This is a genomic window from Amycolatopsis sp. cmx-11-32, from assembly GCF_047608695.1.
Classification (GTDB): domain Bacteria; phylum Actinomycetota; class Actinomycetes; order Mycobacteriales; family Pseudonocardiaceae; genus Amycolatopsis.
Genome location: NZ_JADNQN010000001.1, coordinates 608,614 through 628,354, shown reverse-complemented (window position 1 = coordinate 628,354; position 19,741 = coordinate 608,614). Strand labels below are relative to the sequence as shown.

Annotated in this window: 19 protein-coding genes and 1 pseudogene; 8 read left to right on the top strand and 12 right to left on the bottom strand. The window is 65.1% G+C overall.

From position 1 onward, the window contains the following. The 6 genes from ACM6LR_RS03150 to ACM6LR_RS03125 all read right to left on the bottom strand — a co-directional run bounded on the left by ACM6LR_RS03150 (position 1) and on the right by ACM6LR_RS03125 (position 6,808). Positions 1-1,275 carry a DUF4910 domain-containing protein gene (locus ACM6LR_RS03150; RefSeq protein ID WP_414936002.1) on the bottom strand — a complete coding sequence of 425 codons (1,275 nt, stop codon included), beginning with the start codon at positions 1,273-1,275 and terminating at the stop codon, positions 1-3. Next, the gene (locus ACM6LR_RS03145; RefSeq protein WP_414936001.1) at positions 1,275-2,297 is read right to left on the bottom strand and encodes an NAD-dependent epimerase/dehydratase family protein; all 1,023 of its coding nucleotides are present in this window, start codon (positions 2,295-2,297) and stop codon (positions 1,275-1,277) included. Before ACM6LR_RS03145 ends, ACM6LR_RS03150 begins: the two co-directional genes overlap by 1 nt. A gap of 5 nt (positions 2,298-2,302) precedes the next feature. Further along, complete coding sequence (locus tag ACM6LR_RS03140) at positions 2,303-2,956, bottom strand: PIG-L deacetylase family protein (RefSeq protein ID WP_414937068.1); 654 nt, start codon at positions 2,954-2,956, stop codon at positions 2,303-2,305. Further along, on the bottom strand, positions 2,953-3,750 hold the full coding sequence (locus ACM6LR_RS03135) for a glucose-1-phosphate cytidylyltransferase (RefSeq protein ID WP_414943117.1): 798 nt from the start codon (positions 3,748-3,750) through the stop codon (positions 2,953-2,955). The genes ACM6LR_RS03140 and ACM6LR_RS03135 overlap by 4 nt, the downstream gene beginning before the upstream one ends. Continuing rightward, positions 3,747-4,982 (bottom strand): class I SAM-dependent methyltransferase, encoded by a 1,236-nt coding sequence (locus ACM6LR_RS03130; protein WP_414935999.1) that lies wholly within the window; start codon positions 4,980-4,982, stop codon positions 3,747-3,749. Before ACM6LR_RS03130 ends, ACM6LR_RS03135 begins: the two co-directional genes overlap by 4 nt. Before the next feature lie 653 nt (positions 4,983-5,635). Next, positions 5,636-6,808 (bottom strand): helix-turn-helix domain-containing protein, encoded by a 1,173-nt coding sequence (locus tag ACM6LR_RS03125; protein WP_414943116.1) that lies wholly within the window; start codon positions 6,806-6,808, stop codon positions 5,636-5,638. Positions 6,809-7,441: 633 nt separating this feature from the next. Here ACM6LR_RS03125 and ACM6LR_RS03120 point away from each other — a divergent pair. From ACM6LR_RS03120 to ACM6LR_RS03105, 4 genes are all read left to right on the top strand, one after another. Further along, positions 7,442-7,918, top strand: a complete 477-nt coding sequence (locus ACM6LR_RS03120; RefSeq protein WP_414943115.1) for a glycine-rich domain-containing protein — start codon at positions 7,442-7,444, stop codon at positions 7,916-7,918. 23 nt (positions 7,919-7,941) lie between these two features. Beyond that, positions 7,942-8,838, top strand: a complete 897-nt coding sequence (locus tag ACM6LR_RS03115) for a phosphotransferase (protein WP_414943114.1) — start codon at positions 7,942-7,944, stop codon at positions 8,836-8,838. A 323-nt stretch (positions 8,839-9,161) separates the two neighbouring features. Next, positions 9,162-9,692, top strand: a complete 531-nt coding sequence (locus ACM6LR_RS03110) for a hypothetical protein (RefSeq protein ID WP_414943113.1) — start codon at positions 9,162-9,164, stop codon at positions 9,690-9,692. A gap of 362 nt (positions 9,693-10,054) precedes the next feature. After that, positions 10,055-10,384 carry an HNH endonuclease gene (locus ACM6LR_RS03105; RefSeq protein ID WP_414943112.1) on the top strand — a complete coding sequence of 110 codons (330 nt, stop codon included), beginning with the start codon at positions 10,055-10,057 and terminating at the stop codon, positions 10,382-10,384. A gap of 41 nt (positions 10,385-10,425) precedes the next feature. Here the strand turns inward: ACM6LR_RS03105 and ACM6LR_RS03100 are convergent, their stop codons facing one another. Beyond that, entirely contained in the window at positions 10,426-10,635 is a 210-nt protein-coding gene (locus ACM6LR_RS03100; RefSeq protein WP_414943111.1) for a hypothetical protein, read from the bottom strand. Positions 10,636-10,942: 307 nt separating this feature from the next. Between ACM6LR_RS03100 and ACM6LR_RS03095 the strand changes: the two genes are divergently transcribed. Continuing rightward, positions 10,943-12,457 (top strand): hypothetical protein, encoded by a 1,515-nt coding sequence (locus ACM6LR_RS03095; protein WP_414943110.1) that lies wholly within the window; start codon positions 10,943-10,945, stop codon positions 12,455-12,457. A gap of 311 nt (positions 12,458-12,768) precedes the next feature. Here the strand turns inward: ACM6LR_RS03095 and ACM6LR_RS03090 are convergent, their stop codons facing one another. Beyond that, positions 12,769-13,014 carry a helix-turn-helix domain-containing protein gene (locus tag ACM6LR_RS03090; protein WP_414943109.1) on the bottom strand — a complete coding sequence of 82 codons (246 nt, stop codon included), beginning with the start codon at positions 13,012-13,014 and terminating at the stop codon, positions 12,769-12,771. Positions 13,015-13,117: 103 nt separating this feature from the next. Between ACM6LR_RS03090 and ACM6LR_RS03085 the strand changes: the two are divergent. Together ACM6LR_RS03085 and ACM6LR_RS03080 are read left to right on the top strand one after the other, a co-directional pair. Next, positions 13,118-13,465, top strand: a pseudogene (locus tag ACM6LR_RS03085) (hypothetical protein); the annotation flags it as partial. Positions 13,466-13,602: 137 nt separating this feature from the next. Continuing rightward, a complete protein-coding gene (locus ACM6LR_RS03080) occupies positions 13,603-14,325 on the top strand; it encodes a tyrosine-type recombinase/integrase (RefSeq protein WP_414943108.1) in 723 nt (240 codons plus the stop codon). Positions 14,326-14,401: 76 nt separating this feature from the next. Here ACM6LR_RS03080 and ACM6LR_RS03075 read toward each other — a convergent pair whose 3' ends face one another. The 4 genes from ACM6LR_RS03075 to ACM6LR_RS03060 all read right to left on the bottom strand — a co-directional run bounded on the left by ACM6LR_RS03075 (position 14,402) and on the right by ACM6LR_RS03060 (position 18,596). Then, a complete protein-coding gene (locus ACM6LR_RS03075) occupies positions 14,402-16,327 on the bottom strand; it encodes a S8 family serine peptidase (protein ID WP_414943107.1) in 1,926 nt (641 codons plus the stop codon). Between the two features lie 207 nt (positions 16,328-16,534). After that, on the bottom strand, positions 16,535-17,722 hold the full coding sequence (locus ACM6LR_RS03070; RefSeq protein WP_414935997.1) for a BtrH N-terminal domain-containing protein: 1,188 nt from the start codon (positions 17,720-17,722) through the stop codon (positions 16,535-16,537). 481 nt (positions 17,723-18,203) lie between these two features. Next, the gene (locus tag ACM6LR_RS03065) at positions 18,204-18,335 is read right to left on the bottom strand and encodes a hypothetical protein (protein WP_414935996.1); all 132 of its coding nucleotides are present in this window, start codon (positions 18,333-18,335) and stop codon (positions 18,204-18,206) included. 63 nt (positions 18,336-18,398) lie between these two features. Next, positions 18,399-18,596: a hypothetical protein gene (locus ACM6LR_RS03060; RefSeq protein ID WP_414935995.1), complete on the bottom strand. Its 198-nt coding sequence runs from the start codon at positions 18,594-18,596 to the stop codon at positions 18,399-18,401. 226 nt (positions 18,597-18,822) lie between these two features. Here ACM6LR_RS03060 and htpX point away from each other — a divergent pair, with 226 nt between their 5' ends. After that, a complete protein-coding gene (gene htpX / locus ACM6LR_RS03055; protein WP_414935994.1) occupies positions 18,823-19,689 on the top strand; it encodes a zinc metalloprotease HtpX in 867 nt (288 codons plus the stop codon). Positions 19,690-19,741 lie beyond the last annotated feature (52 nt).

Genomic DNA, 19,741 nt, shown 5'->3' with positions numbered 1-19,741 from the left:
CTAATCCTTGAGCAATCCGGCGTCGTGCAGCGCCTCTGCGGCGGCGGCGACGGAATCGAACGGCAGCCCTGCCCGCTCGGCGACGTCGAGCAGGCTGTGCTCGCCGTCCGAGAGGTTGAGCACCCAGAGCATGGCCATCTGGGCTTGTTTGGCGTCGCTCCTCCCGCCGAGCGAGTCGTACAGCCCGCGCTTGCCGAGTTGCGGCTCGCCGTAGGGACTGAGGTTGACGTAGCTGCGGTTGCGGTCGAGGACGGCGTGTACGTCCCGCAGGGTCTGGAGGGTCTCCTCCATGGCCGCGGCGGACACGAAATCGAGGTTGTCGGCCGAGGTGTGGTACTCGGGATAACCCGCGTACGGCGTCCTCGTCAGCGATCCGACACCGAGGTTGAAGCCGGGGGAGCAGAACTGGCGCTCGTCGTACCCGTACGGCGAGAAGTCCACGATCTTGTGCTCGCGCTCGGCGAGGACATGGGCGAGGACGCGGTCGATCTCGGCGTCGCCCCGGCGGCTTCGCTTGTAGGTCAGCGATCCCGGGTCACCGGCACACGCCAGCACGAGCCCCGCCTTGATCCGGCCGACGCGGTCGTTGTTGCGGGCGAGCCAGGTGATGGCGCCGATCGTGCCCGGCATGAACAGGAACCGGTAGGTGTAGTGCGGCTTTTCGAGCGCCTGCGCGAACGCGGCCGCGATCGCGATCCCGGCGACGTTGTCGTTCGCCAGCGAGGGGTGGCAGGTGTGACAGGAGATGATCACCTCGTCGGTGACCTCGCCCGGCACGACGTGTTCGGCGTAGGTGAGGTGCCCGTCGTCCAAAGTAGAATCGATGTGCACTTCGTACTCGCCGTCCGGCATCGCGTCGAGGGTGTCTTGTGACAGGCAGAAACCCCAGGTCGGCGAGTAGTAGCTGGTCCGGTACGGCACCCAGGACGGCCGGTCGGCCACGGTGTGCAGGTGTTCGCGCAGTTCCGCCAGTGGCATCTTTTTCGATACCGGGACGCTGTAGCCGACGACGTGCAGGTTCGACTCTTGGAAGTCGACCACGCGGCGGCCGGAGGCGTCCTTGATGTACGCGTCGCGGATGTTCCACTCCTGCGGCACCGTCCAGTCCAGTACCCGGGTGCCGGTGGGGACCTCGTGGATCTCCAGCGGGATGTGCTCGCCGACGATCTCCAGCGTGCGGCGGACGCCGTCGCCGGTGATGCTGCGGCACAGCGGATACAGGCGCTCGACCAGCTTCTCGAGGTCGGCGCCCGTCTCCAGTTCCCGGTGAGTCATCAGCGACGTCGCAGGGTGTCGTCGAGCTCACCGGCGGCGGTGCGGTCCTGCAACCGTGCCAGGCGGGTGAACAGGCGCTGGAAGCCGTGTTCGGTGAGGCCGTGGGTCCGGTAGGCCTCGATCAGTTCGAGCGCGCCGTCCTTGACCGACCAGTCGCAGTCGAAACCGGGGATGGCCGCGCGGAACCGGGAGAAGTCCACCCGGTAGGACCGCGGGTCCGCGCCCGCCTCGCCGGTGATCCGCAGCGTCGAGCCGGGAACGGCCTCGACGACCTCCTCGGCGATCTCGGCGACGGTCACGTTGTTGCGTTCGGTGCCGATGTTGAACGCCTTGCCGTGAATGGCTTCCTTCGGTGCTCCCAGCGCCGCGGTGAAAGCACGGGCGATGTCTTTGGCGTGCACCAACGGCCGCCACGGCGTGCCGTCGGAGAGCACCAGCACCTCGCCGGAGAGGTGGGCGTGCGCGGTCAGATTGTTGAGCACGATGTCGCCACGCAGCCGCGGCGAGAAGCCGAACGCGGTGGCGTTGCGCAGGTACACCGGGCTGAAGTCGTCGTCCGCGAGTTCCTGGACGTCGTCCTCGACCCGCACCTTCGACTCGGCGTACGGCGTCACCGGGCGCAGCGGCGCGTCCTCGTCGACCAGGCCGTCGCCACCCGAGGCGCCGTAGACAGAGCACGTCGAGGCGTAGAGGTACCGCTTGACCCCGGCTTCCTTCGCCAGCTTGGCGAGCCTGACCGAAGCGTGGTGGTTGATGTCGTAGGTCAGTTCCGGCGCCAGCGAACCGAGCGGGTCGTTGGACAGCGCGCCGAGGTGGATCACGGCGTCCACGCCGGACACGTGCTCGGCCGTGACGTCACGAAGGTCGACCTGGTAGCCCTCGGGGTCTTCGGGCTGGGGGCCCAGCACGCAGGTGTCGTAGAGACCGGAGTCGAGGCCGATCACCTCGTGGCCGGCGGCGGCCAGCACCGGGGCCATCACCGTGCCCAGGTAACCCTGGTGCCCGGTCAGCAGCACACGCATGGCTTTCAGCCTTTCGAAGAGAGGTCGAGCGTGAGTTTCTTGAGGTCGAAGGCCTCCGCATAGCGCTGCCCGCATTCGATACCGCGAATGCGGGCGAGGCCGAGGAAAGCTTCCCGGTCGTACCACCGGCGGTGCCGCTGCGAGGCGTAGTGCTCCTGCAGCAGGCGGACCTTCTCCTCGGCCCGCTCGGGGGAAAGCGGGACGTACGCGCATGCTTTGCCGAGGTCGCCGTCCCATTTGGCGATCTCGTACTCCAGCTGGAGATGCGTGCGGAACACCGTCGGCACCAGCGTCGCCAGACCGCGGTGGTCCTGATGCGCGTCGGCCGTGCGCGGCGAGAGGACGAGGTCCGGGTCGGTGCGGAGGCGCAGTTCCTCCAGCCCGTTCTTGGCCTCTTCCCAGTGCGCGGGGAACCGGCCGTCGGGCAGCTTGAGCACGGTGACCTTGACGTCGGCTCCTCGGCAGAAGGCCGCGAGCGCGGCCCGCTCCTCGGCCTCCCGTTCGGTGCCGCCGCCGGACAGGACGAGCGCGTCGACCCGGACGCCCGGGTTTTGGTCGCAAATGGTCAACAAACTGCCGCCCGCCCCGATGGCGATGTCGTCGCAATGCGCGCCGAGCGCGACGATCCGCTCGATCCCGCCGGTACCGAGAGCGATCACGCCGTGCCCGCCGTCGCGGGTTCGCGCTCCCACCGCGCCCACGGGCGGTCTCCGCGCGCGTAGGCGTCGTCCAACTGGACGCGTTCCTTGACGGTGTCGGTCGGCTTCCAGAACCCGCGGTACGGGTACGCGAGCAGCTTGCCCCGCTTGGCGAGTTCGCCGCAGCCATCGGCCACCAGGTCGCCGCCCTCGGGGATGTGGTCGAAGACCTCCTGGCGCAGCACGAAGTACCCGCCGTTCTCCCACAGCGGCATCTCGCTGACCGGGGTCAACGAGCCGATCAGGCCGTCCTCGCCCATTTCGACGCAGTGGAACGACGATTGCGGCGGTACGACCATCATCGACGCGCCGGCGTCGGTGTTCGAGAACCGCTCGATCATCTCCGGCAGCGGGGCGTCGGTGAGGACGTCGGCGTAGTTGGCGAGGAACATCTCGTCACCCTCGAGGTACGGGCGCACCCGGCGCAGCCGCTCGCCGATGGCCGATTCGAGACCGGTCTGCACGAAGGAGATCGACCAGTCCGCGATATCGGTCGACAGCAGTTCCGCCTTGCCGCCCCGCAGGACGAAATCGTTGGAGTCCGTTTCCTGGTAATTGAGAAAGAATTCCTTGATGTGGTGCGCACCGTAGCCGAGGCAGAGAATGAACTCGGTATGGCCGAAATGCGCGTAATAGCGCATCACGTGCCAGATCAGGGGTCTGGGGCCGACCATGGCCATCGGCTTTGGCACATCGGACGCGTCACCGTTGCGCATCCGCATGCCGTAGCCGCCGCAGAAGAGGACTACCTTCACGACTTCACCTCGACGATTTCCAGGTGCGGGATGGGGAAAACCAGTTTTCCGCCCCAATCACCGACAAAGGACAATTGGGCGGTCAGTTCCTCCCGGAGGTTCCACGGAAGGACGAGCACGTAGTCGGGCCGGTCCGCTTCGATGCGCTCCGGCGGGAGGATGGGGATCCGGGTGCCGGGGGTGAACCGGCCGTGCTTGTACGGGTTGCGGTCGACGGTGTACCGCAGCACGTCCGGCCGGATACCGCAGTGGTTCAGCAGCGTGTTGCCCTTGCCGGGAGCGCCGTAGCCGACGACGGTCTTGCCTTCGAGCGCCGCGTCGGTGAGGAACTTGTTCAGGTCGAGCCGGACCTTGGTGACCCGCTCGGAGAACTCGGTGTAGCCGGACATTTCGTGCAGCCCGGCCGCCTTCTCGGCGTCGAGGATCCGCGTCATCCGCTCGCTCGGCTCGCCCGCGACGGCGTCCGGGCGCGCCCACAGCCGGATGGAACCGCCGTGGGTTGGCAGGAGTTCGACGTCCACAACGGACAAACCGCCCCGTGAAAGGGCCCGGCGCGCGGATTCCACCGTGTAGTACTGGAAGTGCTCGTGATAGATCGTGTCGTACTGGTTCTCCTGGATCAGCGTCAGCAGGTGCTGGACCTCGATGCTGACCCAGCCGTCGTCGGCGACGAGGGCACGAAGACCGTGCGTGAAGCCGATGATGTCCGGAATGTGCGCGTAAACGTTGTTCGCCACGACGAGGTCGGCGGAACCGTGCTCCTCGCGGACTTCACGTCCGCTCTCGGGACCGAGGAAGGCGGTCTTCGTCGGCACCCCGGCGTCACGCGCGGCTTGGCCGACGTTCACCGAAGGTTCCACGCCCAGACAGCGGATTTGCTGTGCCACAACGTGTTTGAGCAGGTAGCCGTCATTGCTGGCGACCTCGACGACGAACGAGGAATCATCCAGTCCGAGCCGCTCGACAGCGCCGTCGACGAACGTCTTGGCGTGTTCGACCCAGGAGGCGGAATACGACGAGAAGTACGCGTATTCGGTGAACGTCTCTTCCGGGGTGATCAGCGGCGGGATCTGGGCGAGCTGGCATTCGGTGCAGACCTGCAGGTGCAGGGGGTAAGTCGGCTCCGGGTCCGCGAGCTGCTCCGCGGTCAGGAATCGCTCGCACGGCGGCGTCGCTCCGAGGTCGACGACGCTGGCGAGATGGGCCGAGCCGCAGAGTCGGCAGGTGGTCATCGAAAGGCTCCTAGGCTCGCGTCACGTATCCCAGACGTCGGCACCCCGGGTCGCCTCGTTACATGCCTTTCAGAGCTCTCGTGCTTCTGTCTCCCAACCGAAACCTGACGTCTCGGCCATCGGCGCCGACGTGTCCGCCATCCGGGCGCGGGCCATGGTGACTGAGGGTGAGTTCGGAGCACGAACCGCTGCTCACGTTCCTGATGGCCCTGTTCGTGAAGGCCTCCGGGCTTGGCATCGCTAATACCTGAAGGGGTCGAGCGTGTGCCGGGGGCAGGTCCCTGAACCTCCGTTGATCAAGCTCCGCAACCGGTATGACCCCGCGACGATGGAGGAACGGGGACACTCAACGTCCCCATTCCTCCATCGTCAGCCTCACACAGCGACGAAGAGCCGCCTGACCTACCAGACCTCGGCTTTGCCTGGACCCTGACCTTCAGAGTAGGGAAGGGGCCCTTCTGTAATGGCCGCTTTCTGAACTGCGCAAACGCGCAGGAAGGGCGCGTGACCAGCGAAAACCGATCCTGTTAGTACCGGTTGCTACCTAGCCTTATCGGTGCTCCTGTGCACCCAGTGCGTACCGGTACGCAAGCCGTTGGCCCCCACCTTTGCCCAGGTGGGGGCCTTCTGCTGTCCGCCTCCGTGTTACGACGCTAGAAGTGAACCCCAGCCTTGCGAGCCAGCTTCGTCAGGACGGGGTTGCTTCGCTTGTGCAAAGAGATCAGTACGCGCATGAGTTCCCGGCTGGTCGGGTGAACCTTTGACATCTGCGGTGCTGCGCCCCACGCGTCCGCGAGCGAGGCCAGAGCGCCGTCACGATCCCCGAGAGCGAGCTTTGCCCGAGCAATGTTCATGTGCACCGGACCGACGCGGGTAGCCGGAAGGTCGAGATCTTGACCTTCGAGTCGTTGGGCAACGTCCAGCGCTTCACGGTGGTGTTCAAGATCCACAGCAGTAGCGAGGACGTGCGTAGCCGTGTTCGCAGCACCGAACGTGATCCCGGCGGCGTTGACGTCCACGGGGAACTCTTCCGATGCTTGCCACGCTCCGGCTGAGTGCCGCTCTGCTTCGCTGGAGTTGCCCATACGTCCCGTCAGGGTCAGCCCTCGAAGGTGGAGGATTCCGAGTCCTAGCGCCTTCTCACGGCCGTTTAGGGTGCTTTCCGTAGCCACGATGGCGCGTTCGACCACTGCTAGACCACCGTCGAAGTCGCCGGAGTTGAGGAACGCTCCAGCCTCATCACGCGCAGCAATCGCGGCGACCAGCGGTGTAGCTCGTTCGGCGGCTAGTTTCTGCTTCAGGACGGCTAGGTCTGCGAGATCCATCCACCGATGACGGGCGGCTAGCCAGTACACGGCCGAGTAGAAATCTGCGACCATGGCCCAGGCTTCCGGCGAACCAGCGGCATGGGCGTAGTTGGTGGTATCGCTCAGCAGTTGAGGGAGCCGCGCTAACACTGTGGTCAGGTTGGCATCCCCGCGAAGTTTGATTAGCTCGTTCAGTCCGTGCCGCAGCGATTCCGAGGTCACCAGGGAGTCTCCGGGAAGATCAAACCGCCGGATAGTCGCCCGCAACGCATCCAACGACTCTGACTCGTCCGGCTTCACGGTGTCGGTTCCGAGAACCTCGGCCAAGGTCACACCGAGGGCTCTCGCGAACGCTGCGGCCATGCCCTGACTTAGCGCCCGGTCACCTACCTCGATCTTGCTGACCGTGGAGAGCGACACCCCCGCCGCGCGAGCTAGACCGGTCTGGGTCATGTCCCGAGCTTTGCGCAGCGTCGCCACGTTCCGACCCGGTCCAGGAGGGTCAAGCGCGGTTGCCATGTCTTCAATGGTGGTCGTTGTGCAAAAAGTGTGCAAGTTCCCGACTCCGCTCTGCTGAACACTTGGTGACAGGGAGCGAACGGGCAACGGTTGCCATCCGAAGATCGGTCGCACCCTAACGGAGCAAAGATCACCGCCACGAAGACCTTCCCGACGGCGGTGGTTGAGCTTCTGTCAGCACCGCCGGGGACTCCTTGAAAGGAAACGCCCCCCGCACACCCGGCGGTGCTGTCTTCCAGCCTGCCCGATGTTCTGTGTGCGTCGAAAGGTGAAGGCGTGAAATACTCTGGGGACCGCTGCGAGATCGGTATACACGCCTCGTGCAAGGTTCGCGCCATCGCAACGTATCAAGGTGGAAGCCCGGCAATGACGTTTGTAGACGGATCCGATGAGCTATTTTTCATCACTGGTGATTCGTGGACCGACCTTCACACCGCCATGGAACACGCGGTCGCCCAGGCCAGACAGTGGCTCATTTTTCATCGGTATTGCGGGGACTTCCTTACGGCGTTGTACGGGGCGGTTCCGGAGTCGACGCCGGAGGATGACTGGAAACTAGGGGTGAGGCGATAAGTCTGACGTTCCGTTTGACACACCTGAGAAACTTGACGCGACAACCAAAAGGAGTCAGCAATGACTATCGCAGTCGAAGAGAAAACCGGGCAGGGCCTCGTATCCGAAGACCTATTCAACCGCCTCGTGTCCCGGATCCAGGAAGAACACTCCATCGACTACGGCCAGGCCGCCGCGATCATGGACCAGGCCCTAGCGTTCCTTGGAACCTGCGCCGTCACGACCGAACGGCTTTCGCCTTCCGCGCAGGTCGACATCGGGTGGCACACGTTCATCCTGTACACGCGCCACTACCGCGAATTCTGTGACAGGGCGGCCGGGCGGTTCATCGACCACGAACCGAATGACAGCGACGAGAACAAGGGGGGTCGCGGAGCGAGTGTTGTCACTACCGACGCTATCCGTAAGGCGGGTTACGCGGTGGACCTCGACCTGTGGACCGCGCCCAGTGCAAAATGTAATGATGGCGAAAAGTGCCGTGCGTCAGGGAACGACGGGAACGAGAACACCGACACGAATGATCCGGACAAACGGTAGCGACTAAACACAGAAGGCTGAGAGTGTCGACCAACTACGAGTGGGACGATCTTCCCGACGTTGTGCGAATGAAAGTTCAAGACCATATTGGAGAAGTGGCCAGCGCAACCGCAAATACCGATGGTCAGACATCCGACGTAGCCGCGACCCTTGACCTTGCTAGCGGCGAAAAGGTCTTCCTTAAGGGTGTCTGTGGTATCAGTCGCCGAATGCGGTTCTTACGGAATGAGGCCACCGCCGGTGATATCGCGCTCGGCTTGTCTCCGGAGGTCTTGTTTCATGAAGACATCACGGTCGGGAACGATGATTGGTTCGTAGTTGGTTTCGAGCACGTCACCGGTCGAGCTGCCAATCTCGCCCCCAGTTCGATCGACTTTCCCCTGATTGCCGCCACCGTAAGCAGGATAGCGGAACTGCCCGCAAACGGGTTCCGTTCTCTCCGCGACAGGTGGTCAGGCGGCGAATCGTGGCAAACATTGGCCGACGAAAGCCCTGACACCGTAGCCGCCATGAGTACCCCCGTTGACCAGTTGATCAAATGGGAGCAGATGGCACCAGAACTGGTTCACGGTGACCGACTGGTTCACACCGACCTCCACAAAGACCAATTCATTATTGACGGCGACAGCAAGGTGCACGTCATCGACTGGGGTTTCCCTGGCGCCGGACAGCCATGGATAGACTCGGCCTTCCTGACTATCCGACTCATTGGGACCGGCCACAATCCAGAACGCGCCGAATCATGGGCACGAGAAGCCACGCCCTTGTCTGTTGCCGGAGACGATGCACTGACTGCTTTTACTGTCTATATCTCGGGCTTATGGAGCTATTGGGCCGCCACTGATTCGGAGCCGGGAGCGACGGAGCGCGCACAAATGGCCCGTGACTATGCCGCCTACAGGTTGAGCTTGAAGCTCTGAGACGGCCGCAGAACCACGAAAGACCCTGTCGGGAACCTCTGGCAGGGGTCTAGAGGCCCCCTCCCGGCGCGGGGAGGGGGCCTCTCGTGTTTGCGAGCATCTGTTCTGTGCGAACCACGCGCCTGAGGTTACGCCCCTGCCGGGTGTCAAAGCACCTCAGAGTGCGTCGATTACACCCTTGACCTGCGAATATGCCCTCGCCGGCCGCGGGGCCTTTTCTGCCGTGTCCCCCTGCCGCCACTGAACCAGTAGGTAGTGACCGGTCATGATCGAATCGGTCGCGATGTGACGTGTTCAGGAGGTGGCCCCGCGAGGGGTGAGTCATGGCGGTAGTTCTGAAGTTCGATACGGGACGATCCAAGGGCCGTAGTCCAGTGGCGGGTAGAGCGAATGGGCGGCGCGGTAAGCTTCGCGCGAAGCTTACCAAGAATGATGTCCGTGACATTCTGGTCAAATACTGGGAGGAATGCCAAACGCTGCGTGCGCTCGCCCGTGAGTATGGAGTGAGCACGACGACGATCTACCGGACCGTGCAGGGTCACACGTGGCCGCTGGAGTACCTGCGGTGGCGCCGGGAGGTTAAGGCAGAGGGGCGTCGTCTGCCGGAGCGACGCGACATGTACAACCAGCCGGTGCGGTTCACTGAACCGTGCATCGTGGAGTTGGCCCGGTTCGAACTGGCGGTAAACGTAGGCGAGCCTAGCCCTGTGGGGTCGGTGGCCGAGGTGGCCGCGCGGCATGGTGTGTCGCAGTCGGCCGCCTACCGAGTCTTACAAGGGACGCTTCACGCGACGTGGTTTGACGCGGTGTACGACGACCTGGAGCGCGGGGGTAGCGGGCGCCTCGACGACTAGCATTGATGCAGGCCAGCGGCGCATGATGCTGATTCCACCCATGTACCTGTCAGTTCATATAACCCTATATCTCTCTCTTCTCTAAGGGTTAGTAGTACCTATAGGTACATGGGTGGAATCGACACGCGGCACGTGCCGTGCTGCGGGCAGACGCGGGGCGGAGTGTCGAAGTGTCGAAGTACGGGTGTTTCTAGGTCTTATATAGCTCTCTTCTCTCTAAGGGGATTACAGAAAAAGGGTTCAATCGACACTTCGACACTTCTTGGTATGGCGTGCGCCACAGGAAGGGCGTTTCGCCTGGTCGGATGTCACCCCACCGCCACTGAAGTAAGTAGAGGCCGCAAACAGCCCTGGGGGTGCTCATGTTCCGACGCGCGTGCATGACCTGTCCCCGGACGGCCGTCCCTGGGGGCGCCCACTGCGAGCGCTGCGGGGGTGGCCATCGCCGGAGGGCGGGTGACCGCGTCCGGCAGGCAGTCCGACGAGCGGTCAACCGCGCAGGCGGGGCACGGTGCGCAAGCTGCGGCCACGTCTTCCCGTCGCGGGCCATCGAGATCGACCACGTCGAGGCGCTTCGAGACGGGGGCAAAGATCAGCCCGGCAACATCCAGGTTCTCTGCACTGGATGCCACCGGGCTAAGACGGAGGACGAGAACGTCCGAAGGATTTTCAGGCCGACACGGCCGTTCTAGTTGCGGGTCAGGTCGCCGACTATGGGCAGGCTGTCGGACATTTAGACGGCGAGGAGCTTGCTGAGCGGACCGTTCGGGCCGAGTAGGCCACCGACGATGGGCAGGTCACCAACTACGGGCAGGCCGCCAAGTTGCTGGATGCGTGCACCTTCTGCACTGGTCTGGTCGGTGGCGGCGGTCGCAGTAGGGGCGAATCCGACCAGGGCGGCTGCTACTACCGTGGCAAGGGCGGTCTTCTCGACAAGACGCATGGGGGTTGTGCTCCTGACTAGGCGGGCTTTCGGTGTCCGACGATCCTTCAGGTGTGGCCACGCGCTGTCGATTCCCTGAAAGTGTAGAACTTCCTGACATGGGAGAGCGGGGCTGAAGTCTGCGGCCTGCCGCCGGTCAGAACACCCCGGCCCCTTTTTGCACACGCCCTGAGTGCGAATCCGTTTTTTGAAGTGAGTTTCCGCAGGTCCCGCCTTCGTGTTCCGGGAAACCGCTGGTCGTGAATCGTTGTTAAGGGCGTGAACTCGCCATTTAAGCACTGTGTGAGTCCTGTTAAAGGGGGTTCTGATGTCTGAAGTTCTTTCGCCCGGCGGGGCTTCGCTGGTGCTCCATCGCGTGAACGATGGCTACTACGTCACGGGCACGGACGCTTCCTTGCCGTATTTGGTGGCGAACTATGGCGACATCGCGGCCACCATGGGTGGTGATGTGTCGAAGGTGATGGCCCGGACCACGGGTGGGAGTCTGGTGATCAGTGGCGAACGGTTCGCTTTCGAGTTGCCTGATACTTCGACCGGCCGTGATGTGCGTGAATTGGCTCGGCGTGGAGTGATCGGGTCGTCTTCTATCGTTTTCATTGCTGGTCCGCGACCGATTGGCCGCCCTGCTCGTCCTGTGCGCGATGCTCGCGCCCTTGCTGCTGCTCTTGACTCGAAGGAGATTTCGGCCTCTATGGTTGTCGATGGTTCGAAATATGGTGTGGTGTTCGGTAATCCTATGCGGGCTTTGTTCGAGGTGCGTTCTCGTGGCGGTATCGACGAACTTCCCGCGCGGGCGATTACTGAAATGCCGCTGTCGGGGGTGGGGGCACCGACCATGCGACCGCTTACGGTGCGAGATTACAATTCGCGGGTGCTGAACGCGGTCACCGTGACATCTTTTGACCGCAGCAATCATGTTCGGGTGCCGGTGATTCCCCCTGTCGGTCGAGAGCAGGCAGCGAGCTACATTCCAGCGGGTGGCGTGTACCCGCTCGCCGATGTGGATCTTAAGGCGCTCATGAAGGCACGCCGGGTGGATAAGGTCGGCATTCAACGGCGACTCCCTGAAGACGTCCGGCAGGACTTCGGCCCGGACGTGCTCGCCGCGTTCGAACGCTCATGTCTCAACGATGTGGGCCGCGCGATGGATGCCGCGTTGCTGAACGGCATCCCCGGAGCCCATGAGCCTCACAAGGGCCTGATCGGCAATGGCACCGTGACGCAAGTGGCCACGCTCGCCGCGCTCACGTTCACCGAGCTGTCCGCCGCGATGTCACGTGTTGAAACCCTTGGCGAGGCAACCACTCTTCTCGTTTCCGGTGACGTCCGGCGGCACCTGCGCGAGACCCTCACCCGTGATCAGCGTGAGGAACTGCCTCCGATCGTGCACATTCACGGCGCCACAGATGGCACGGCCGTGGTCTTGGACGGAACGATGGTGGGCGTGGGCGTGCGACAGGCGCCGGATATCCGCCTCGCCGAGAACGTCCCCGGTGACTTCGAAGCGGACCTTTCCGGCTGGCCGTGTCCGCGCGGTTCACCGACACCATTCCTGCCGACAAGTCCGCCGTGCAGGCTGTCCAGGTGGCCGCGTGAAATGGCCCGCGCGGTTCTGGCGATGGGGAACAGTTACCCCGCCGGATATCGAACTCACCGACACTGGCATGGTGCCGCGCTCGCGTCGGCGATTTATTTCCGACGACCTGATCGACCTTCGCTGCTACGAATGTTCGGCAATGTGGTGCGCCGACCGCCACCGCGACGACGTCGCTATCTGCGCATCGTGCGAAGCATTCGCCGCCCCCGTTGTCTGGACAGATGACCCGGATATGGGCGCTACACACGATGACGCCGAATACTGGCGAGACAAGATCATGCGATTCTACGAAGACGTGAAGAAACGGCGCTTCCTCGGCACATCCGTGCTACTGCTGCACCGCGACCGCGCTGGAACAGTCGGGAACGCCCGCATCCGTAAATGAGCACCGAACTTGCTCAACCCGTCGTCGGCCGCGGTGCAAAGTATTCCGATTCTTGACAAATGACCTCTGCGCATTAACGGGTCAATTTTGGAGAGCGCGGGTATTGGACGCGTATCGCTCACTGTCAATAGAAAGTTAGCCGTTGCCTGTGTCAGTTCGACAGGTCAACGAACAGGTGTGACGGGTCAACCTTGAGCGCGTCGGCGATTTTAAAGACTTTATCTATGGAAATGCTGTACCGCCCGGCCTCCACGTGCGCGTAGTAGGACCGGTCCAGGCCTGCCGCTGACGCGACCGCCGTTTGGCTTAAGTCGGCTTCCGTGCGCAGCCGCCGCAGGCGGAGTCCGAACGCCACACGCCGCTCCGGGGCGGGCTCATCCTCTGCGGTCTTCGGCATGGCCACAAGGTAACGCACCCCCCGAATGTGGGATATACGCTACAGTCTGCCGTGTGGAGTATTTCCCACAATCTGACAGATTGAGCACTGGAGGGTCGAACTCATGAGCGTTGAGGACCGGTGGCACCACAAGGGCACCCGCAAGCGCACGTCGGACTACGGCCGGGGCAAGCGGTGGCGCGTGCGGAACAAGGGCGCCCGGACCATGTCCTTTCACAAGAAGAGCGACGCGCAGGCCCACGACGTCAAGGTCAACAACGACTTGCTCAAGGGCCTTGTGCCGTTCGATCCGACGGCCGGGCGCGTCCTGGTCTCGGAGGCGGTCCCCAAGTGGCTCAAAGAGCGCTACTCCGACGTTCAGACCCGCCGAACGGTCGCGTCCCGGTTCAAGAACCACATCTTGCCGACGTTCGGTCACCTGCGGGTCTGTGACATCACCCTGTCGCGGGTCATGGAGTGGTGGGCGGACATGTGCGAGAAGACCAAGCCCAACGGCGAGCGGTACGCGACCAGCACCCTTGAGCTTGTCTACGTCCACTTGGGTCGTTCCTGCGGACGGCGGTCAAGGGCGCTACCAAGCTCCTGCCCGTGCACCCCTTCGACGGGTGGGACGTGGAGGTGCCCCGGCGTGACAGGCGTGTCCGGAACATCTGGGAGCAAGAGCGGGTCAACACCGTGCTTGCCGCCATGCCGGAGCGGGAACGGCCCATCGGGCTCGTGTCGGCGACGTGCGGGCATCGGCAGGGCGAAGCGTTCGCCGTCGCCCTAAAGGACGTGAACCGCTTCCGCAAGGAGATCACCATCCGCCACCAGGTGAAGCGCGTCGGCGGGAAGCTCGTCCTAGCCAAGCCCAAGGGCGGCAAGGTCCGCACGGTCCCGCTCGCCGACGTCACCGCGACCGCCATTGCCCAGCACGCGGAGAAGCATGGAACCACGGTCGTCCGCTGCACGTGCTGCAACAAGGACTGGCACATCGTGTTCACCAACGCCAAGGGCGGCCTGCTCACGTCGGGCGCGTGGAACCGGGACGTTTGGCACCCCGCGATCCAGGCGGACGGCTTGAAGTCCGGCGGGGCCTACGGGATGCACAACCTTCGCCACTACTACGCGTCCCGGCTCATCGAAGGCGGCCCCGGTCACCGGGGAGCGTCCATGGAACAGGTCCGCGACTACATGGGGCACGCTTCGATCGTCACCACGTCCGAGACGTACGGGCACCTGTTTGAGCAGGCTCACGAACGCGCCCGCTCGCTCATGGATGACCTGTTCTCGGCTGTTGTGTACCCGCTGCGTACCGCCGAAGGCCGGTAGCCGTGTTAGCGCAGGTCAGACGGCTACCGGCCTCCGGGGCTACAGAAGGCCCCCTTCACGGACCTGCCTCACACCGTCAAGAAATCACCAACGCGTAGTCCGCATCGGTCGCCGAAGTCTCCGGGTGCCCGTCGGCGTTCACCTGCGTCGCCACGACCTCCACCGTCCACGTACCCGCGGCCGGCTTCTCGAGGATGACGTTCTCCACCGTGTCGATCGTGTTCGGCGACCCGCCCTCGGTCGAGAAATTGCCTGCCTTCAACCCGTTGTTGCCGTAGTACACCGTCCCGTTCGGCGCGGTGACCTTCAGGGTCAGGTCGTTGACCCTGGTGACCGACGCGGTCGGCGAGCCAGCCGGGTCGGTGTAGGCCAGCGTCGCCTTGAACTGCTTGGACCCGTTCACCGCGACCGTGTACTTCTTGGACTGCCCGGTGCTCAGCAGATCCGTCTCGTTGACCAGCACCGGCAGTTTCCACCCGTTCGCCTTGGCCTGCTCGTGCAGGTACCGCACGTTCGCGGTGCCCCAGCCCTGGTGCGTCCGGGTCAGGTCGTGCGAGGTGCCGCTGAACGCGAACTGGTCGGCGCCGTTGATCAGCAGTGCCTTCGCGGTCGCGGCGTGCGGGCGGCTCGTGAAGACGTCGCGGCCCTTGCCGGGGGCGCCGTCGAACACGCCGTCGGCCCACATCTGGAACAGCAGGCCGGCGTTCCCGCAGGTGATCGGGGTGGCGCCGCTCGTACCGCCGAACGACGTCGTGTACGAGGTGTCACTGCCGGACGACGTCGTGTCGATCCGGTCGTAGTAGTTCGACAGCTCCGGTTTGATCCGCCCGTCGGCGGCCGGGCCGATACTGGCGCCGCCGTTCCACTTGTCGTCGGTGCGGCCGAGCGTGTTGTAGTGGTACTGCCCGCCGACCGACAGCACGTTCTTCGACCAGGCCTGCGGCCGCGACCGCTGGGTCCCCGCGTTGCTCTGCGACTGGCAGATCAGCAGGTCGTGGTCGAAGACGATGCGATCGAGCTCGGCCGAAACCGAGTTGTACGCCGTCGTCAGCCCGCCGCCCCAGCTGTTGCTCTGGAACACCGCGCGGTACTTGCCAGCCGGGTCGACCAGTTCCTTGGTGTGGGCATAGCGGTCCGGTTTGCTGTAGGTGGCGAAGATGCCCTGGGCTTCGGGCAGCAGACCGCGTTGCGGCGCGCTCACGCCGGAGGCGAAGATCTGCCCGTACGTCGAGGTGCCGTGGCTCGTGTCGCTCGAGTTCGAGCCGTGCAACACGGTCGGCCGCGCCTTGAACTCCTGGTGGGTGGCGCGCAGCCCGCCGTCCATCACCTCGCCGCGCACGCCCTGGCCTCGATAGCCGCCGACGCTTTCGATGTGGTTCGCGCCGCTGCTTTCCCGCGCGTTCGCCATGTCGGTCCCAGGGGCGGTGATCGCGCCGACGGCGAGCACCTCGGCACCCTGGGCCACGGAGGCGACCTGACCGGAGCCGAGCTTCGCGACGATGTGCTGCCCGCTCTGCGAGATCGCCTCGATGCCGCCGCCGAGCCGCAGGATTCGCTCGGCGACCACGCGCTGGTCCCGCGCGTCGGATTCCACCAGCGTCACCAGGTAGCTGCCGGTCGCGGCCAGTGAGATCTCCACCTTGTCGTCCGGCCGGTATTCGCCGAGCCAGCGGACGAAATCCACTTTCGTGACCGATTCCCTGTTCTCCGGCTGCAGGCGGACCACGTAGGCGAAATCGGGAATGTAGGTCCCGATTCGCACGCCGAGTGCGCGCAATCGCCCGCGTTGCACGTCGGTCAGCGCGCCCCGGACCTGGAGCAGGTAGGCGCCCTTCCAGTCCTGGCTCACGGCCGTCCGCTGGGTGAGCGGGTCGAAGGTTCTGCTGGCCAGCCGGATGAACTGGGGGTCGGCCCCGGCTGGGGCGGCGACGGCGACCCCGCTCGTCAGCATGAGTGCGCCGATCAAGGGTGCGAGAAGGCGGACAGACTTCGACCGTGGCATGAATACCTCCGGGGATCTCTGCGAGGGAGAGGTCTTTCGAAGGTACCGGCCGAAAAGCGTGATGATCAGCCGCTGAACGGCCCAGCCGTGTTCCAGTGTCGCGGGAAATGGAGCATAAACGGTTGAAAACCCGTTTCAGCGGGCGGCGAAATTGCGTCGATCGTCCCGCTGAACCGCGTCAGCCGTTTGAGGTGACACCGGCCCGGTTCACTCCATCAGGGCTTCGGAAAGTTCGCGGATCGCGGTGGTCTCGGCGGTGTGGATGTCCCGGAGCAGCGTGCCCATCGCGGCGAAGCGGTCACCGATCTCGACGTCGGTGAACGGCATTTCGTCGTTGTAGTGCGCGCGGAGTTTCCACATCTCCTCGCCCGCCGACGCGGCCGCGTCCTGCCCCGCGTCGCCTTCGCGGACACCCGCCGACACCGCGCTGACCAGCCCGCGCATCCAGGCGAACTCCGCGTTCGACGCCGGAACGGCGGTCTCGGCCAGTTCCGCCCAGCGTTCGGCGATCCCGCGCCAGGTCGACGCCTGTTCGCCCAGTGCGGGGAGATCGAGCAGCCCGGAGGACTCGGTGAGCGCGTCGGCGAACAGCGCGCGCAGATGCCCGCCCTCCATCCCGGCCGGGGTGACGCTCTCCCACACGGTGAGCAACGCCCCGACGAGCCCGCGCCGCTCGCCGAACGCGCGCGGCCAGCCCTTGGGATCGCGTTCGTCGGTCATCGCCTTCGCCCAGCGCCCCCAGGCGGGCAGCGAGAACGACTTCGACGACGCGGAGAGGTTTCGCGCGCAGTCCGTCAGCCCGCCGCGCACGGCCGCCCGCCAGTCGGCGACCTCGCCGGGTTCGATCGTCGCGAGCAAGTTCTTGTACGAGCCGACCCGTCCGCGCGCGGCGTCGAACGTCTTCCGGTCGACGGTCAGCGGGGCGAGATTCCGGTCGTCGACGAGCACCCGGCCGTCCTCCTCGCCGTACGCGACGACGAAATGCCCGCCGCCACCGGACATCTCCGGCGGCAGATGCCAGTAGCCGAGCGACTCGCGGTCGGGAAGGACGATCACCGGTCGACCCGCTTCGAGGTCCGCGGTGAGCCGTTTCGCGGCGGCGCGTTTGCCGCCGGTGGTGTGGAGGCCCGCCCGCAGCCCGAGACGGTCCACTGTGGACTTCAGCCACTCCTGCGGATATTGCCATCGCGTACGGAAGCCGAACACGATCGTCGACATCGTCTCGTGCGCGAAGTCCCACAGGATGTAGCCCGCCCCGATCCCGCCGGACGCGGCGAAGATCAACGCCTCGCTGGGAGCCTTGCCGTCCGGCCCTTCGACACCGTGGTGCGCCAGTACGGCGGCCACCGCCGACACGTCCGGTTGCAGTCCGCCACGCAATTCGTACTCGCTCACCCCGCCATCATGCCCGTGGATGGCGAGGTGAGCGAGTAGCGTCAGAGCTTCTCGCCCCGCGCCCGATGTCTGGGGTGTGATAAACGGTCTTGGTGATTTCGGCGTCGTCACGGCCTCGTTTTCGCAGTGCTGCTTGAACACGTCGAGCGTCGGGATGGCCTGCGCGAGCAGGGCACACCGGTGTTTCGCGCGTTCGGTGTGCGCGGCGAGGAACCGAGTGCGGTGCAGGCCTCGATCATGTCGTTCTCGGGCCGGCCTTCCTGGCGACGGCCGCCAGATCGGCGCCCAGCGCGCTCGCCCCGTCCGGCCACGTGAGGTCCGGGACTCGCAAACCCGGAGTCACTCCACGCGAGACCTCAAAGATCCCTGATCAAGGAAACCCTGCCGCGTAAGGGATCCGTAACGTACACCGTTTTGGTGCGCTGATCGATCGCGACCGCGCCCCGGGTTCACCCCGAGTGACAGGTCACCGGTGAGCAGGTCACACGGTGTTCGTGCCCTGGTGGACCGCGACGGCCGACGATTCCGAGCGCAGCAGCACGGTCGCCTTCTCCTCGCACGCGCTCGCGTCCACAACGGACAGATGATGGATCGCCGAATTCGCGACGAACACCGTACCGCTCCCGCGGTGCACGGCGACCTGACGCCGTCGAGGACGGCGAGTGTCCCGGTGAGGTCACTGACCGCGTAGATGCGGTTCGCTTGCTCGTCGATGTCGACACTGGACGCTCCCGGCGGGCGGATTCGTGACGAAGACACGGTCGGTCACGGCGTCCACCGCCAGCCCGGTGGGCTCGCCGCCGACCGGGATCATCGCGCCGACGGTGCCGATGGACGGGTTCGAGACGTAGGCGAAGCCGGTGACGGAATTCACCGCGACCGCCTCCGGGGCGCCCCCGACCTCGACGAGGCTCTGGCCGCCGGTGCGAAGGCGAGCGCGGAAGCGCCTGCCGTGGCCGGCGAGAGCAGGGCGCGGCAGCTCAGTTCGGGCCCTCGCGCAGGCGTACGGGCGAAGGAACTCAGCGCCCCCCGACCGCGTTGTTTCCGATGAGTAACCTCCCCTCGTCCGAATACCCGGAGAAAGAAAGGAGCAGGACGCCGTGCACAAACACCGGAACGGGCTGAAGACCGTCGTCCTGCTCGGCACGCTGTCCGCGCTCATCGTCGGGATCAGCGGGTTCTTCGGGCGGGGTGCGCTGGTCATCGGCCTGGTGGTGGCGCTCGGGGTCAACGCCTACGCCTATTTCAACTCCGGGAAGCTGGCGCTGCGGGCCATGTGCGCCCGGCCGGTCTCCGAGGCCGAGCATCCGGCGATGTACCGGATCGTGCGTGAGCTGGCGACCACCGCGCGTCAGCCGGTGCCGCGGCTCTACCTCAGCCCCACGTCGGCCCCGAACGCGTTCGCCACCGGCCGCAGCCCCCGGCACGCGGCGGTGTGCTGCACCACCGGCATCCTCGATCTGCTCGACGAGCGCGAATTGCGGGCCGTGCTGGGGCACGAGTTGTCCCATGTCTACAACCGCGACATCCTCATTTCCTGTGTCGCGGGCGCGCTGGCGAGCGTGATCAGCGTGATTGCCAACATCGCGATGTTCACCAGCGTCTTCGGCGGCGGAAACCGCGAGGACGGCGACAGCCCGCTGGTCGCGTTGCTGCTGGTGCTGATCGGGCCGATCGCGGCCGCCGTCGTGAAGCTCGGCGTGAGCCGGTCGCGGGAGTACCAGGCCGACGCGTCGGGCGCGGAACTCACCGGCGATCCGCTCGGGCTGGCGTCGGCGCTGCGGAAACTCGACCGGGGGACGCGCGCGGCGCCGCTCGTGCCGGAGCCGAAGCTGGTGTCGCAGTCGCACCTCATGATCGCGAACCCGTTCCGGCAGGGCGAGGGCCTCTCGAAACTCTTCTCGACCCACCCGCCCATGGCCGAACGCATCCGGCGCCTCGAAGAAATGTCCCGCCGCTCCTTCTGACCCCACCCCCCTCCCTCCCCGCGTTTAGTCCTCTAGTTGCGGTAATTCACCC

Excerpts from the sequence above, each read along its gene's own strand:
- ACM6LR_RS03110 (WP_414943113.1), top strand. The coding sequence starts at position 9,162 with ATGGCGGTAGTTCTGAAGTTCGATACGGGACGATCCAAGGGCCGTAGT.
- ACM6LR_RS03105 (WP_414943112.1), top strand. The coding sequence starts at position 10,055 with ATGTTCCGACGCGCGTGCATGACCTGTCCCCGGACGGCCGTCCCTGGG.
- ACM6LR_RS03130 (WP_414935999.1), bottom strand. The coding sequence starts at position 4,982 with ATGACCACCTGCCGACTCTGCGGCTCGGCCCATCTCGCCAGCGTCGTC.
- ACM6LR_RS03090 (WP_414943109.1), bottom strand. The coding sequence starts at position 13,014 with ATGCCGAAGACCGCAGAGGATGAGCCCGCCCCGGAGCGGCGTGTGGCG.
- ACM6LR_RS03095 (WP_414943110.1), top strand. The coding sequence starts at position 10,943 with ATGTCTGAAGTTCTTTCGCCCGGCGGGGCTTCGCTGGTGCTCCATCGC.
- ACM6LR_RS03075 (WP_414943107.1), bottom strand. The coding sequence starts at position 16,327 with ATGCCACGGTCGAAGTCTGTCCGCCTTCTCGCACCCTTGATCGGCGCA.
- ACM6LR_RS03100 (WP_414943111.1), bottom strand. The coding sequence starts at position 10,635 with ATGCGTCTTGTCGAGAAGACCGCCCTTGCCACGGTAGTAGCAGCCGCC.
- ACM6LR_RS03150 (WP_414936002.1), bottom strand. The coding sequence starts at position 1,275 with ATGACTCACCGGGAACTGGAGACGGGCGCCGACCTCGAGAAGCTGGTC.
- ACM6LR_RS03120 (WP_414943115.1), top strand. The coding sequence starts at position 7,442 with ATGACTATCGCAGTCGAAGAGAAAACCGGGCAGGGCCTCGTATCCGAA.
- ACM6LR_RS03125 (WP_414943116.1), bottom strand. The coding sequence starts at position 6,808 with ATGGCAACCGCGCTTGACCCTCCTGGACCGGGTCGGAACGTGGCGACG.
- ACM6LR_RS03145 (WP_414936001.1), bottom strand. The coding sequence starts at position 2,297 with ATGCGTGTGCTGCTGACCGGGCACCAGGGTTACCTGGGCACGGTGATG.